Origin of the sequence: Burkholderia sp. HAN2018, from assembly GCF_024704855.1 — a bacterium.
Lineage (GTDB): Bacteria > Pseudomonadota > Gammaproteobacteria > Burkholderiales > Burkholderiaceae > Burkholderia > Burkholderia cepacia.
The window spans coordinates 1-14,024 of record NZ_QOBB01000191.1 but is presented as its reverse complement, the minus strand read 5'-3'; the positions used below and the strand labels follow the sequence as shown (position 1 = coordinate 14,024).

At 65.7% G+C, this 14,024-nt stretch carries 12 protein-coding genes; 6 read left to right on the top strand and 6 right to left on the bottom strand.

Annotated elements, in window-relative coordinates:
- From DPV74_RS31830 to DPV74_RS31820, 3 genes are all read left to right on the top strand, one after another.
- A partial coding sequence (locus DPV74_RS31830) for a biotin/lipoyl-containing protein (protein ID WP_308356731.1) occupies positions 1 to 590 on the top strand: 590 nt, incomplete at its 5' end.
- Positions 591 to 910: 320 nt separating this feature from the next.
- The gene (locus DPV74_RS31825) at positions 911 to 1,114 is read left to right on the top strand and encodes a hypothetical protein (protein ID WP_021163021.1); all 204 of its coding nucleotides are present in this window, start codon (positions 911 to 913) and stop codon (positions 1,112 to 1,114) included.
- Positions 1,115 to 1,156: 42 nt separating this feature from the next.
- Positions 1,157 to 3,271 carry a phosphocholine-specific phospholipase C gene (locus DPV74_RS31820; protein ID WP_119338627.1) on the top strand — a complete coding sequence of 705 codons (2,115 nt, stop codon included), beginning with the start codon at positions 1,157 to 1,159 and terminating at the stop codon, positions 3,269 to 3,271.
- Positions 3,272 to 3,371: 100 nt separating this feature from the next.
- Here DPV74_RS31820 and DPV74_RS31815 read toward each other — a convergent pair whose 3' ends face one another.
- On the bottom strand, positions 3,372 to 4,070 hold the full coding sequence (locus tag DPV74_RS31815) for a methyltransferase domain-containing protein (protein WP_027790581.1): 699 nt from the start codon (positions 4,068 to 4,070) through the stop codon (positions 3,372 to 3,374).
- Between the two features lie 314 nt (positions 4,071 to 4,384).
- Here DPV74_RS31815 and DPV74_RS31810 point away from each other — a divergent pair, with 314 nt between their 5' ends.
- The 3 genes from DPV74_RS31810 (at position 4,385) to DPV74_RS31800 (ending at position 7,626) form a co-directional block, all read left to right on the top strand.
- Positions 4,385 to 5,527: a DUF2827 domain-containing protein gene (locus DPV74_RS31810; RefSeq protein WP_119338626.1), complete on the top strand. Its 1,143-nt coding sequence runs from the start codon at positions 4,385 to 4,387 to the stop codon at positions 5,525 to 5,527.
- Between the two features lie 785 nt (positions 5,528 to 6,312).
- Positions 6,313 to 7,116 carry an EAL domain-containing protein gene (locus DPV74_RS31805; RefSeq protein WP_027790583.1) on the top strand — a complete coding sequence of 268 codons (804 nt, stop codon included), beginning with the start codon at positions 6,313 to 6,315 and terminating at the stop codon, positions 7,114 to 7,116.
- A gap of 87 nt (positions 7,117 to 7,203) precedes the next feature.
- Positions 7,204 to 7,626: a hypothetical protein gene (locus tag DPV74_RS31800; protein ID WP_081076071.1), complete on the top strand. Its 423-nt coding sequence runs from the start codon at positions 7,204 to 7,206 to the stop codon at positions 7,624 to 7,626.
- Positions 7,627 to 7,718: 92 nt separating this feature from the next.
- Here DPV74_RS31800 and DPV74_RS31795 read toward each other — a convergent pair whose 3' ends face one another.
- Genes DPV74_RS31795 through DPV74_RS31775 form a run of 5 tightly spaced genes read right to left on the bottom strand, consistent with a single transcriptional unit; the run spans position 7,719 to position 13,686 of the window.
- Positions 7,719 to 9,686 carry an FkbM family methyltransferase gene (locus DPV74_RS31795; protein WP_119338625.1) on the bottom strand — a complete coding sequence of 656 codons (1,968 nt, stop codon included), beginning with the start codon at positions 9,684 to 9,686 and terminating at the stop codon, positions 7,719 to 7,721.
- Positions 9,687 to 9,710: 24 nt separating this feature from the next.
- On the bottom strand, positions 9,711 to 10,847 hold the full coding sequence (locus DPV74_RS31790) for a DUF2827 family protein (RefSeq protein WP_119338624.1): 1,137 nt from the start codon (positions 10,845 to 10,847) through the stop codon (positions 9,711 to 9,713).
- A gap of 30 nt (positions 10,848 to 10,877) precedes the next feature.
- The gene (locus DPV74_RS31785; RefSeq protein ID WP_119338623.1) at positions 10,878 to 11,345 is read right to left on the bottom strand and encodes a DUF4019 domain-containing protein; all 468 of its coding nucleotides are present in this window, start codon (positions 11,343 to 11,345) and stop codon (positions 10,878 to 10,880) included.
- A gap of 26 nt (positions 11,346 to 11,371) precedes the next feature.
- Complete coding sequence (locus tag DPV74_RS31780; RefSeq protein ID WP_027790588.1) at positions 11,372 to 12,526, bottom strand: DUF2827 domain-containing protein; 1,155 nt, start codon at positions 12,524 to 12,526, stop codon at positions 11,372 to 11,374.
- 14 nt (positions 12,527 to 12,540) lie between these two features.
- Positions 12,541 to 13,686, bottom strand: a complete 1,146-nt coding sequence (locus DPV74_RS31775; RefSeq protein ID WP_060193983.1) for a DUF2827 domain-containing protein — start codon at positions 13,684 to 13,686, stop codon at positions 12,541 to 12,543.
- Positions 13,687 to 14,024 lie beyond the last annotated feature (338 nt).

The window sequence follows — 14,024 nt, the reverse complement described above, 5'->3', positions numbered from 1 at the left end:
CGCTGCTCGCGCGCGAACGCGGCGCGGCCGCGCAGGGTTCGTCGCCGTGGGGCGCGCTGCCGGACTGGCGACTGAACGGCGGCTATCGCCGCACGCTCGACTGGCATGCGGCCGAGCGCGAAGCGGACGTGACGGTCACGTACGAGGACGACGGCGCTGTCGCGCGCCTCGCGACCGGCGGCGCGGCCGCGCAACCGTTCGCGTGGACGCGTGGCGCCACGCCGCTCGATTTCGACGTGACGCTCGGCGGCGTGCGCAGCAGCGGCCGCGTGTATGCGGACGGCGACACCTTCCACGTGTTCTCGCAAGGCGCGGCCGAGACGTTCGAATGGCGCAACCTGCTCGCGCATGCGGGTGACGCGGAGCAGGGCGGCGGCCGCCTGACCGCGCCGATGCCCGGCAAGGTGATCGCGGTGCTGGTCGAGCCGGGCCAGAAGGTCGAAGCGGGCACGCCGCTGATCGTGATGGAAGCGATGAAGATGGAGCACACGATCGGCGCGCCGAGCGCGGGTGTCGTCGCGGAAGTGCTGTACGGCGTCGGCGACCAGGTTTCGGATGGCGCGCAGTTGCTGATGATGGCGGAAGGCTGAGCGGCGCCAGCTTCGCGTATGCGGGCCGGCTGCCGTGGCTGCCGGCCCGTAAGACAGGCGTCGTGATGCGCTCCACGACCGACACCACGACAGATTCGCTTCGATCGCTTCGGCAGAAACGAAGCAATGCGAATCTTTCGATTGCATTACGTCAACCTCTCGTTATCCCCTCCGCCGCGGCATGTGCGCCCCTTGCGTGCACGCGGCGCGCCTCCTTGCACGACACCATCGTGTAACACGTGATAATTAGCATCTCGCCGTCGACACGACCGGTGCGCACCCGCGCCTGTGTCAGGTCGTCACATCCACGGAGAGACGTTATGCGAAAGTCGGCCCTACGGCCTTTCGCGGTCGTTGGCCTGATCGCGCTGACCGCACTCCTCGGTGCCTGCAACGACGACCTGACCGCACCCGCCGCACCTGTGGCGCAGCAGAAGGCCGCCTGCGGCGGCGGCGTGGTCGCCACCGCGCAGATGCACTGCCCGCCCGGTTTCACCGCGCCTGCTTCTTCGCCCGCTTCCTGATCCCGGCTGTTTCCACCAGAAATCCAATCAAGAGCAACCAGCATGGCCACCCATTCGCGACGCGATTTTCTGAAGTTCTCCGCCGGCCTCGCCGGTGCGACCGCCGCCACCGCACTGCTTCCCGAATCGATCCGCAAGGCGCTGGCGATCGAGCCGAATACCGTGACGGGCACGATCCAGGATGTGCAGCACATCGTCGTGTTCATGCAGGAAAACCGCTCGTTCGACCACTACCTCGGTCACCTGAGCGGCGTGCGCGGCTACAACGACCGCTTCCCGGTCACGCTGCCGAACGGCAAGCCGGTGTGGTTCCAGCCGCGGCAGGAGGACAAGACGAGCGTGATCGCGCCGTTCCGCTACGACACGACCAACCCGGGCGTCAACGCGCAGTGCATCGGCGGCCTGCCGCATACGTGGGCGACGACGCACGGCGCGATCGACAACGGCCGAGCCGACCAGTGGGCGGTGCAGAAGTCCAACATGACGATGGGCTACCACGTCCGCGACGACATCCCGTTCCACTACGCGCTCGCGGATGCGTTCACCGTGTGCGACAACTACTTCTGCTCGATTCCGGGCAACACGCACCCGAACCGCATGTACCTGATGACGGGCATGGTCGACCCGCTCGGCACGGGCGGTGGCCCGCTGCTCGACAACACCGACTACATCGACAACCAGTTCGACAAGATCAAGTTGCCGCCCTTCAGCTGGACGACCTACCCGGAGCGGCTCGAACAGGCTGGCATCTCGTGGCAGATCTACCAGCAGGGCACAGGGTTCGACAACTTCACCGGCAACTACGGCACGAACATGCTCGCGTGTTTCAACAACTTCGTGAATGCGCCGGCCGGTTCGTCGCTGCAGACGCGCGGGATGAGCACGCGCCCGATCACGCAGCTGAAGGCCGACGTGCAGGCGAACGCGCTGCCGCAGGTATCGTGGCTGCTGCCGCCCGCCGCGTATTCGGAGCATCCGAAGTTCACGCCGCTGTATGGCGCCTACTACCTGTCGACGATCCTCGATGCGCTGACGTCCAATCCGGACGTGTGGAGCAAGACCGTCCTGCTCGTCATGTACGACGAGAACGACGGCTTCTTCGATCACGTCGTGCCGCCGTCGGCACCGACGCTGCCGGGCTCCGGCATAAGCACCGTGGACGTGTCGCTCGAGCGGCACAACGTCGTGACGTCGACGCAGACGGGTACGTACACGGCCGACAACCTGCCGTACGGCCTCGGCCCGCGCGTGCCGATGTTCGTGGTCTCGCCGTGGTCGAAGGGCGGCTTCGTGTGCTCGCAGGTCTTCGATCACACGTCGGTGCTGCAATTCATCGAGAAGCGCTTCGGCGTGATGGAAACGAACATCTCGCCGTGGCGCCGCGCGATCTGCGGCGACCTGACGTCGGCGCTCGATTTCTCGAAATCGGATGCGACGCTGCCGACCCTGCCGAGCACGCAGGCGTATGTCGCGCAGGCGGACCTGCAGTGTTCGCGCGCGTCGTCGCAGACCGCACCGGCCAGCACCGCGCAGCAGGTCGTGACGGCACAGGAGCCCGGCACGCGGCCGGCGCGTGCGCTGCCGTACGAATTGCACGTGACCGGCCAGCTCCAGGCGCAAGGCTACGCGCTGACATTCGCGAATACCGGCACGCAGGGCGCGCATTTCTGGGTCTATACGGGCGACCCCACCGCGATGCCGCGCCGCTACACGGTCGAAGCGGGCAAGCAGCTGACCGACACGTGGGCGCTCGATGCGAGCGGCAACTACCTGGTGAGCGTGTGGGGGCCGAACGGCTATTTCCGGCGCTTCGCCGGATCGGCCGCCGCGGATGCCGGCGCGAAGCCTGAAATCACGCCGTGTTACGACACGGCCAACGGCGACGTGTACGTGACGATCGCCAATGCGGGCACCGGCACGCTCACGGTCACGGCGACCGATGTCGCGTACGGCGGCGCACCGCGCACGTTGACGGTTCCGGCGGGGCAGCGCGTCGAAGCGCACTGGGATCTGTCGTGCAGCAGCCACTGGTACGACCTGCAGTTCGCGGTGGCCGGGAACGCCGGCTGGACGCGCCGCATCGCGGGGCACGTCGAAACCGGCAAGGCCAGCATCACCGACCCGGCCGCCGTGGCGCCGACGACCGCGGCGATCTGACGGCAAACCATGCGTGCCGGCTCCGCGCCGGCGCGCGACGAGCGCATGTCAGAAACGAAAAAGGCGCCGCGCGGCGCCTTTTTCAGTCAGGTACACGAAATCAGATGGGGCGAAAAACCGTGTATTGATCGCCATCGAGTTTTTCCAGGTACCGGGAATCATGGAGCGTCAGGTTGACCGGCTGGAGAAATTTCTCGTCGGCGGCCTCGTGTTCGTTGCTGGCGCGCGTATTGAACAGGCTCGAAGCATTTGCGGAGTTCACGAGAGAATCGAGGCGCGGTGCGTTCCAGTCGAGGTGCCCCCTGAGCAAGTAGAAGTGCATGATCCCGCATTGCTGATGGGCCCAGAAGTCATGCCACATGAATGAATCGGGCCGCCACACGGAGTTGTGGCTCTCGAAGTACGATGCGCTGCTCATCGGCATGCACTCGGGGGTCGAGATGATGATGTATCGCGATCGATAGTTGAGAAACTCCAGCAGATCGCGACCGTGGGAGTGGCGCATGTGCTCGATGACATCGCCCAGGATGATCGTGTCGTACGAGTCGCCGGACCGTTCGTACAGCGTGTCGCTGACGCCGGAAATGATGTCGTCGTAGCCGTTCTCGATCAGGAACGGATGGGTCTCTTCATCACATTCCAGCGCCGTGAAACGGCAATCGGGCACGATCTTCCTGAGCAGGCGCCCGTATTTCCCGCCCCCGGCCCCGACATCCAGAATCCTGCCCGGGTTGATCGACTTGACCAGATGCTGCGTGAGTTGATCGAAGGTTGGCCACGAATACCCGATCTGTTCCACTTTGACCTCCCGTCAAGGCTGGTTTGAAAAATTGATCGTAGCGATGTCACAGCGTTGCTGCGAGGTCGTTTTCTGTCCACCCTGGATCCCGATACGGCCCGGCAACCCGGTGGCATGGCAGGTCGCCCGAGTATCGCACGACCGTCTCGCGGACTTGCGTGTGCCGACCGGGCGCTGACCATCCCTGACAGTATGCGGCGGGCACTCCGCTAGAATGCCGGGTTGCCGGCGGCGTGCGCCGCTTGACGCGGGCGGCGCTTCGCGCGCTACACTGCATCCATTCCATCCCCATCCAATTTCCCATCCCGCCGACGATGACATCCCCTGTCCTGAACGGCCTGCGCATCGGTATCACGATCGGACTGCGTGCCCCTGACGAAAGCCTGTGGATCAACGGCATCAAGCAGAACGCGCTGTTTCTCGCGAAGCTGCTGATGGCGTCGCCGCACGGCTACCGCGTGACGCTGGTCAACACCACCGACGTACCGCTCACCGATGCATTGCCGTGGGATCGCAGCGTGTACGACACGCGCGCATTCGCCGAGATGAAAGATGCGCTCGACGTGGTGATCGAGCTAGGCGGGCAGATCGACGGCGAGCAGACGGCCTACCTGAAGGCGCGCGGCGCGAAGCTCGTCAGTTACTGCTGCGGCGTCGAGTACATCAACGCGATGGAGTCGATGCTGTTCGGCCGCCGGCTGTGGGATTCGCTGTTCATCAACCGCGGCTACGACGAGGTGTGGGCGATTCCGCAGATCGCGCCGTCGTCGCTGCCGTTCCTGCAGTCGCTGCGCCGCTGCCCCGGGCGCGTCGTGCCGTTCGTGTGGGACCCGATGTTCCTGAGCGCGCGCGCGCAGTCGCTGCCGGAGCACGGCGAATACCGGCCGCGCAGCGAGCCGGGCAAGCGGCTGACGGTGATGGAGCCGAACCACGACGTCGTGAAGTTCTGCGTGTATCCGATGCTGATCATCGACGAAGCGTATCGCCGCGATCCGGATGCGATCTGCTTCACGCACGTGACGAACGCCGATCGCCTCGCGCACGACAGCCCCGAGTTCGTGATGCTGATGAACTACCTGGACATCGTGCGCGCGGGCAAGGCGAGTTTCGTCGGGCGCTTCGATACGCCGCTGTTCCTGGCCGACCTGACCGATATCGTCGTGTCGCACCAATGGTCGAACCCGCTCAACTATTTCTATTTCGACGTGTGCTGGCAGGGCTATCCGCTCGTGCACAACGCGAGCCTCGCGCCCGATCTCGGCTACTACTATCCGGACAACGACGTGCAGCAGGGCGCCGATGCGCTGCTGCGCGCGCTGCATACGCACGATGACGACTGGGAAGCGTACACACGGCGCCAGCGCGACATCCTGAGTCGCTATACGTCGGCGAATCCCGCGCTCATTGCCGAATACGACGCCCTGCTCGCGAACCTGGTCGGCGCATCGGCTGCATAAGGCCCGATTTTTCTCGCGGCGCACACGTTGCGCCGCGGCCCGCCATCGGGATTGTCCCGCCCTAATGTCTGACGAAATAATGCCGTTAAAAAAGAAACCGCCGAACCCGATCGGTTCGACGGTTTTCGAAGGCACGAATTTGACGGCTCCGAGGGAAGTCCGTCGGAAATCATTTTATAGGTTAACAAGTATTTAAGATTGTTAAAAATGGTTTGATCGATAATCATCATATGATTTAAATTGATATTATCGATTAACGGTTGTTCGATTCTGTTTAGAAATTTAATAATTCGTTTGAAACGGGAAAATTGAGCGCTGCGATGATCGAATGACGTGCGGCAGCCGATTTGCTGCGATGCGCAAGCCGGGCCACCAGCCTTCACGGCGAGTTCGGCGACGGGCGAGGGCGCTGCCTCGCGGGCCGGTATTTATCTGATTAATTGAAGGCTTTCGAATTTGCGAGGCACGCAAATTACGCGGGAATTGATTTGGGCAAGGTTGTTTAGGTGGTTTGAATAAACAATATCCGGATCGGGTTTAAGTAATTTGCGTTAGTGTGACCTGTCGCACAATCGGTATCGCGCATGCGTGGTGTATTCCAGTAACTGAATATCGTTGAAAATATCGAATTTGACGGCGCGCCGAAGCGAAAAGTACGCTCCCCGGAAAAGATCGACATAACAGGATGGGCCGGGTAGGCGGCGGAGCACGTCATGATCGGTTTGCTTCGCATGTTTGTTGAGGTCGAGCCGCGATCGGCGGCTCGCCATTTGCCGGAGCGCCGGATGAATGCGGTCGAAGCTCGCCAGGAGGCGAATCGGGAAGCGAATCGTGACGAAATCGATCTCGTGTTCGGCGCCCCCGACGATCATCCCGACCTCGCGTCGGTACGCAGTTTCGTGGAGAGCCGGCTCGCGTTCGCGCAAGAGCCCGTGTGCCGGGCAGACCTGTCGGGCGGTGTGCTGTACCAGGAATGCCTGGCGCGATTGCGGTGGGGCGAGCGCGATGCGCTGCCGCCGGTCGCGTTCCTGCCGCGCCTCGAGGCGCTCGGGCTGATGCGATGGTTCGACCGGCTCGTGGTCGGCCGGACGATCGACGCGCTGCGCGCCGATCCGGCTGCCGTCTACGGCTGCAATGTGGCGGCGGCGAGCGCGGTCGTCGACGACGCGTGGCTGGCCATCTTCAGGCGGCTCGAGCGCGAGCCGTCGGTCGCGGCGCGGCTGGTGGTCGAGATCACGGAGACGGGGCCGCTGAATCCCGTCGCGGGTCGTTCGTTCGTGAACCGCTTCCGGCAGACCGGATGCCGCATCGCGATCGACGATTTCGGGGTCGGCTTCAGCGCATTGAACAACCTGGTGGTCGGCAATCCCGACATCGTGAAGCTTGACCGGTCGATCCTGTCGATGATCAAGCGCAACGCGATCGGCCGCTACCAGTTCCGCAGGCTGATCGCGTTCGCGCATGAAGGTGCGCGGCACGTCGTCGTCGAAGGCGTGGAGAGCGAGATCGACCGGCAGATCATCGTGGATGCCGGCGTCGCCTGGGCGCAGGGCATCCGATTTTCATGGCGGTCGCCGGCCGCCGCGTGACGGCGCGGAAACAGGCGGGGTGGCGTGCACGACGCACGCCGGTGTCGGGCGTGGCCGGCGCGTGGCCGGGACGAATCGCAAAGGGGCATGGGCATGGCGGGGACGAAGGCCGGAAGCGGAACGGGCACGCAGGCAGCCGGTGCGCGCGAACTCGTCGCGATCGCCGAGCTGGCCGACATGCTGTGGCAGCTGGGCGCCGAATCGACCGAAGTGCCGATCGACGTCGCGCCGTATCTCGACGGACTGAAAACCATTGCGCGCCGCATCCAGCGGATGACGCCGCTCGACGCCGGCGGCCGCGAACTGGCCGCGCGCCACTATTACGCGGGTGTCATCGCGGGCGCGTGCGGAGACGATTCGGCGATCGCGCGCGGCGTGTCCGACAGCCTCGTCAAGCAATCCGGCGGCATCAGCCGGCGGGTCGCGCACTGCTTCGCGGTGCTCGCGCGGACGGGCCGGCGGCATGGCCGTGTGTTCGCCGCGCAGAGCGGCGACCGGGTGCTGGTCTAGCGCCTGTTCACGCCGGGCGCGGGCGCGGCGCGATGCGCGCGGCCCGCGTCGATCTCATCGTCGCGTAACGGCCCGGACGCGCGCCAAACCGATCAATCCTTCCCGAATCCGCCGAGCACGAACGCCATCGCGCGGTCGACCGCGTCGTCCCATCGGCCGACGTGCGCGGCGCGCACGATCCGGACGCCCGGATAGAGGGCGGTGCGCGAGCCGGTTTCCCAGCGCGCGTCGGCTTTCGGGCTGAGCAGCAGCACGGCCGGCACGCCGAGCGCGCCGGCGAGATGGACGTGCGCGGTGCAGGTGGTCACCACCGCGTCGAGCGCGAGCATCAGCGCCGCCAGGTCGCTGAAATCGCCGATCGCGTGATGCGGGAAGGTCACCGGCAGGTCCGATTGCTCGGACTGCGCGGACAGGTCGCGGTTGATGCAGTACGCGGCGTGACCGTGCAGCCGCGTCAGCGGCGCGAGGTCGCGCAGGCTGGCCGCGCGATGGAAGCGCGCGTCGCTTTCGTCGCGCCCGCGCCAGTTGAGCCCGATGCGACGCGTGCCGGCGGCATGACCGTCGCGCGACACGCGCTCGCGCCACGCGGCCGCATGCCCGGGCGGGCAGGACAGGTACGCGCCCGCCGATCCTTTGGGCGCCGGCGCATAGCCGAACTGCGCGGCGAGCACCAGGAACGAACACCAGTAGTCGTGTGCGATCTGCGACGTGTCGATCCACGCGCCGTGCGCGCCGATGAATTCGATGTGCGGGAACGTGTGACGCATCAGGCCCGTCAGCGCGTCCGGAACGATGACGGTCACGCTCGTGCAGCCGAGCGTGTCGAGCGCATGCAGGTAGCGCGCGTACTGGAGCTGATCGCCGACACCGCCGTAGCTGAGCACCAGCAGCCGCTTGCCCTGCAGCGGCTGGCCCTGGTAGAGCCGCTCCGTCGGCAGCCCGAACTGCGCGGCCGTCAGGACGTTTTCGCTCGCGATGGTGGCGCGGGCCGCTTCGTCGCGCCGGCCGGCGCGCAGCAGCAGCATCGAACGCATCAGCTCGATGCGGCCGCGCGTCGCGTCGGGCAACGCATCCGGATCGCCGAAGCGTTCGAGCGCCGCGAGCCCGGCGTCGGGTGCCCCGGCAAAGCCGTAGCACGACGCGAGTTGCAGCGCGATCGCATCGTCGTCGAGCCCGCGGCCGCGCGCGCGTTGCCAGCGGTCGATCGCGTGTCCCCACTCGCAGCGCGACTCATGGTCGAGTGCGCGGTTCCAGTGCGTTTCAGGCGCGTCGGTGTCGGCGGCTGCGTTGGGGTGCGCATCGACGTCGGCCGGCGACGCGACGGCGATCGGTTCGATCGAGATGACCAGCCGCTGCCTGTCCCAGCGCGCGTTCGGCACGCAAAGCAGGTTCAGCGGGTCCATCCGGTAGAACGTGTAGTCGAGGCCGGCAAAGGTGGCGATGATCGGCGCTTCGCCGACTTTCCAGTATTCGACCCAGCACCAGGGCAGGTGCGTCTCGATCAGACGGCGCGCGCCGCGCAGCGCGTCGATCTCCATGCCTTCGATGTCGAGCTTCAGGAAATCCAGCCGCGGCAGGCCGAGCGCGTCGAGCCTGACGACCGGCGTCGGCGTGCCGCCTTCCGCGTGCGCGCCGACGAGCGACACCTGGCCGAAGTCGGCATCCTGCCCGTAGTCGACGTCGGGCACCTTCATTGTGCCGTTGGCGCCGGCGAGCCCCATGTTCAGCAGATGGACGTTGTCGAGCTGGTTGAGCGCGACGGTGCCGCCGAGCGCATGGAACAGCGTGCGCTGCGGCTCGAACGCGTACACGCGGCCGCCGCGCGCATGCAACCGGTGGGCGATCGGCACGCACACGAGCCCCGCATTCGCGCCGCCGTCCACGGCGATCGCATCGTCCGGCAACTGGTCGATCACCTTCAGGATCGTGTCGAGCTCATCCTGGATGTGCGGCCGCCCGGTCTTGATCAATGCTTCGGCCTGGTACGCGCAGTGCCGGTTGATGACGAACGGACCGTGAATCGAATCGATCACGACGAAATTGCGGACGGTCTGATTCATGGGCGGTAGCAGGGGCGAATGAGGTCAGCCGAGTGCGCGGCCGGCGAACAGGTGCTGGATCTGCGTGGAATACGCGTGGACGTTGTGCGCGGCGAGCGTGTCGACCTGGTGCAGGCAGCGGCGTGCCGCGGCGGCGTATTCGTCGAGCCGCGTGTCGTGCGTCTGCGCGGCGGTCGCGATCGCACGCGCCGCATCGAAGATCTCGAAGTCCGGATAGTAATAACCGACGTCGCGCAGGAACGGCGAGTTGTGCACGAGCGGGTAGTTGCCGTACAGCGCGTCGTACAGCAGGTAGTTGAGGCCGTTTTCCCAGTGGTGGGACACGACGATGTCGGTGTGATGCGCGGCCCACGCGACGAACGGCGCGCGCACGTCGGCGGTCGCCTTGCCGTCGCGCACCATCTCGAGCCCGAGCGCGAGATGCTTGAAGGCGACGTTTTCCTTCTTGTCGAACGTGTTGGTCATGTACACGTGCTCGACGAGCTCCGGATGCTCGACGTAGCACGCGTTGGCGGCGAGCATCGGCACGATCGAGCTTTTCACGACGTTCAGGTTCGGCTCGAAGAACGCGATGCGTTTCGCGGGGCCGTGGTTCCGATAACCGAAGCGCGCCTTCAGTTCGGGATCGGCGTCGAGGCTGCGCTCGATGAAATACGGCGACCAGATGTGCGGCAGCTCGATCACCGGCGCGCGGTACACGGCCTGGAAATACGCGGCGCACGTGTGCATGTGCTGCGGGTTGGTCCAGATCTCGTCGAACTGCACGCGGTGCGGGTTCGGCCGCCACGAGTTCTTCTCGAAGTTGATCGTCTCGACGGCGATCACGTAGTCGTTGCCGAAGCGGTACGACACGCACTTGCCGCCGCGTCGGCGCACGGCGTCGGTGTGCGTCGAGTCGACGAACGCGTTCATCTCGATCAGCAGGTCGGTCTGGTGGACGACGGCAGACAGCGGCCGCAGCGCGTCGCCGAACGCGTCCATCATCAGCGCCTGCGGATACTCGGTCACGCCTTCGTCGTGCGCGAGCCAGACCTCGCCGATCAGCGGCGACTGCTTCAGCAGCATGTACAGGTACACGCAGTGCTGGTTCGCGCCGTTGTACCAGATCGACTGCGTCGAGTCGCGCTGCACGTTCATCGTTATCGCGACATTGAGTTTCATGACGGCTCCGTGGTGCGGGCGTTGCGCGGGTTACGGCGTGTAGTTTTGCGACGAGCGCGGCACATAGCCGGTCAGGCGCCAGTGGCCGTCATCCTCGCGGCGAAAGCTCAGCTTCTCGAACATGGTCGCGCCGCTCGTCAGCGTCGTCGCGTAATCGACGTTCGCGTAGAGCCCGTCGGGTGTCGTCGACGCGTTGGTGTAGCGGATGCGCGTGATCTGCGCCCAGCCGCGATGACGCACCGCGCCGACCGACTGGCGCGCACGCTGCATGTCCGACGCGAACTGGTCCTGCTTGATGCGCGCCTTCACGAACGCGGCGGCATCGGTCCACACGGCGTTGTACTGGCCGGCGTCGAGCTGTTTGAACACGGCGTCCGAGTCGCGGAGCAGCGCGTCGGCCGATTCGCCGTCGGCTTGCGCATGCGCGCCGATCGCGACCGATGTGACGGCGCAGCCGATCAGCCATTTGGCGCGGGTGAGGGGCGTGCGTGCGGTCATGTCCGAGTCAGGAAAAGGGCGGTGCGTCACGCGTCGCGATAGAGGGTGGCGATCGCGTCCGTGTAGGCGGCGACGTTCTCGGGGTTGTAGATGCTCACGGAGCTGAGCACGTGCTTCGACTGCTCGCGGTACGCTTCCAGGTTCGCGTCGTGCTCGGCGAACGCCTTCAGCAACGCGCGGCCGCCGGCCTGGCAGTCGAAGTCCGGATAGAAATACCCGGCCTTGCCGAGGAACGGCGAGTTGTGGATCAGCGGGTAGTCGCCGTACAGCAGCTCGTAGTACAGGTAGTTCTGCGCGTTTTCCCACGTGTGCGACACCACCGCGTCGCCGAATGCGGCCATGAACTCGTACACCGCGTAGCGGCTCTCGAACGTCGTGACTCCGTGGTTCACGATGTCGAGGCTCTTCGCGAAATGGACGAACGTCGCATGTTCCTTCAGGTGCAGCGTGTTGCATACGCGCACGAACTCGAGGAAATCGGGCTTCGCGCGATACGCCTCCTCGGTCACCAGCATCGGGATGACGCTCGTCTTCACCATGCAGATGTTCGGCTCGAACATCGTCACGCGCCAGCGCGGCTTGCCGGGCTCATAGCCGAACGACAGCCCGGCACCGAGCGTCGCGCGCGCCTTGTCGAACAGCATCGGGTGCCAGATGTGCGGAACGATCGTGACGGGCGCGCGCAGGCCCGTCTGGTAATAGTGCAGGCACGAGCGCTCGAATTCGGGAATCGTCCACACGGCATCGTACGGCGCGCCCGAGAACAGGAAACCCGACGGCTTGTTGAACATCGCGCGTTCGATGTCGATCACGTAGTCGTTGCCGACCCGCATCGTGACGACCTTGCCGCCGCGCTCGCGGAACGCGCGCAGGTAATCCGCGCCGAACTGCGCGCTCATTTCGATCAGTACGTCGCAGCGCTGCAGTGCTTCGTCCATCGACAGGAGCGGCACATCCCATTCGCCGAGCATCATCTGCGGATCGGCGACCTGTTCGCCGCCGTTCACCATCACGGCTTCCGCGACGAGCGGCGACTGGCGCAGCAGCAGGATCAGCAGCAGGCAGTTCTGGAAAATGCCGTTTTCCCACAGCGACTGGCCGGCGCCGCGCACGAACAGCGACACGCCGACGACGAGACGCTTGCCCTCGCCGGGCGCTTGACGGGCATTGGAGTCCGACATGCGTATTCTCCGGTTCAGGCGACCAGACGCGAGACGAACGCGTCGAGGTTCGCGGGGTTGTCGATCGAGACCGACTGCAGCAGCCGGCCGGCCTTCGCGCGGTAGTCGTCGAGGTGTTCGTCGTGATGCAGCCACGCGTCGAGCAGCGCACGGCCGCCCGCGGCGGAATCGAAGTCCGGGTAGTAATAACCGGCGTCGCCGATCAGCGTCGAGTTGTGGATCAGCGGATAACCGCCGTACAGCACGTCGTAATACAGATAGTTCTGCCCGTTTTCCCAGTGGTGCGACACGACCGCATCCGCGTGGCGCGCCATGAAGCCCGGCAGGTCGAGGCGCGGCTCGAAGGTCGCCTTGTGCTGGCGCACGAGATCGAGGCTGTTCGCGAAGTGCACGAAGGTCGGATGCTCCTTCATGTGCAACGAGTTCACGACGAACATGTGCTGAACCGCGTCCGGACGCGCACGGTAGAACGCATCGCACGCGAGCATCGGATAGTGGCAGGACTTGGCGACCGAGATGTTCGGCTCGAGCATCGCGAGGTACCACGGGCGGCGGCCGGGCCGATAGCCGAACGTCGCGCCTTCCGCGGCGAGCGCGGCGATGCGCCGATCGAGGAAGTACGGCGACCAGATGTGCGGCATCAGATGGACGGGCGCGCGCAGGATGGTCCGCAGCATCGGCGCCGCGGTCTTGTCGTATTGCGGCAGCAGCCAGACTTCGTCGAACGGCGCGCCGTTGAAGACGTGTCCCGACGGCTTCCCGAAGATCGGGGTTTCGCACAGACCGGCGTACACGTGCCCGCAGAAGAACGCGGCGATTTTCTTGCCGAGCGCCTTCATGTGTCGGAGCCACTCCACCGGCAGCTGTGCGCCCATTTCGATCACGACGTCGAGTTCGTGCGTGACGTCGGAGGGTTTCACGAGCGGGATGTCGAGGCCGTCGAGTTCGAGGCCGGCCGGCAGCGCGTTGGCGTCGCCGCCGTTCAGGAAGTAGACGGGGCCGACGCGATCCGAGCGCTTGAGCATCATCGCGAGGAACGCGATGTTCTGGTGGATGCCGTTTTCCCAGATCGCCTGGCCGTCGCGCGCAAACAGCGAGATGCCGACCGCCGGCCGTTGCTTGCGGGTGCCGCCCGAGGCGGCTTCATTGATGTCCGTCACCGGTTGGTTTCCTCTGCGGCGTCGTGCGTCCGGGCATCGCGTCGAGCGTCTGGCCTGGAAGCGGCGCGCCGTGGATTGTCATGGTTGCATTTGCGCCGGTGCGCCGCGGCGGGCGAATCGGGCGACCTGGTTCGCGAGGGCGGCAGCCGGTTTCCGGCGTGTCATCGGGCACGCCTGGCACGGCGCGTGATTCGGACAGGTTGCCCCGGCGACTGTCTGCGGCGATTGTGGCACGGAAATCGCCGGTTTTGGCGGGACGTGACGAACTTTGACATAGCCGCCGGTCAATGCGAGCAGGGCGCCGGCGAAGCGGCGCCCGGGGGCGTCCGGCGGGGGGG

Excerpts from the sequence above, each read along its gene's own strand:
- DPV74_RS31825 (WP_021163021.1), top strand. The coding sequence starts at position 911 with ATGCGAAAGTCGGCCCTACGGCCTTTCGCGGTCGTTGGCCTGATCGCG.
- DPV74_RS31820 (WP_119338627.1), top strand. The coding sequence starts at position 1,157 with ATGGCCACCCATTCGCGACGCGATTTTCTGAAGTTCTCCGCCGGCCTC.
- DPV74_RS31810 (WP_119338626.1), top strand. The coding sequence starts at position 4,385 with ATGACATCCCCTGTCCTGAACGGCCTGCGCATCGGTATCACGATCGGA.
- DPV74_RS31805 (WP_027790583.1), top strand. The coding sequence starts at position 6,313 with ATGAATGCGGTCGAAGCTCGCCAGGAGGCGAATCGGGAAGCGAATCGT.
- DPV74_RS31800 (WP_081076071.1), top strand. The coding sequence starts at position 7,204 with ATGGGCATGGCGGGGACGAAGGCCGGAAGCGGAACGGGCACGCAGGCA.
- DPV74_RS31795 (WP_119338625.1), bottom strand. The coding sequence starts at position 9,686 with ATGAATCAGACCGTCCGCAATTTCGTCGTGATCGATTCGATTCACGGT.
- DPV74_RS31790 (WP_119338624.1), bottom strand. The coding sequence starts at position 10,847 with ATGAAACTCAATGTCGCGATAACGATGAACGTGCAGCGCGACTCGACG.
- DPV74_RS31785 (WP_119338623.1), bottom strand. The coding sequence starts at position 11,345 with ATGACCGCACGCACGCCCCTCACCCGCGCCAAATGGCTGATCGGCTGC.
- DPV74_RS31780 (WP_027790588.1), bottom strand. The coding sequence starts at position 12,526 with ATGTCGGACTCCAATGCCCGTCAAGCGCCCGGCGAGGGCAAGCGTCTC.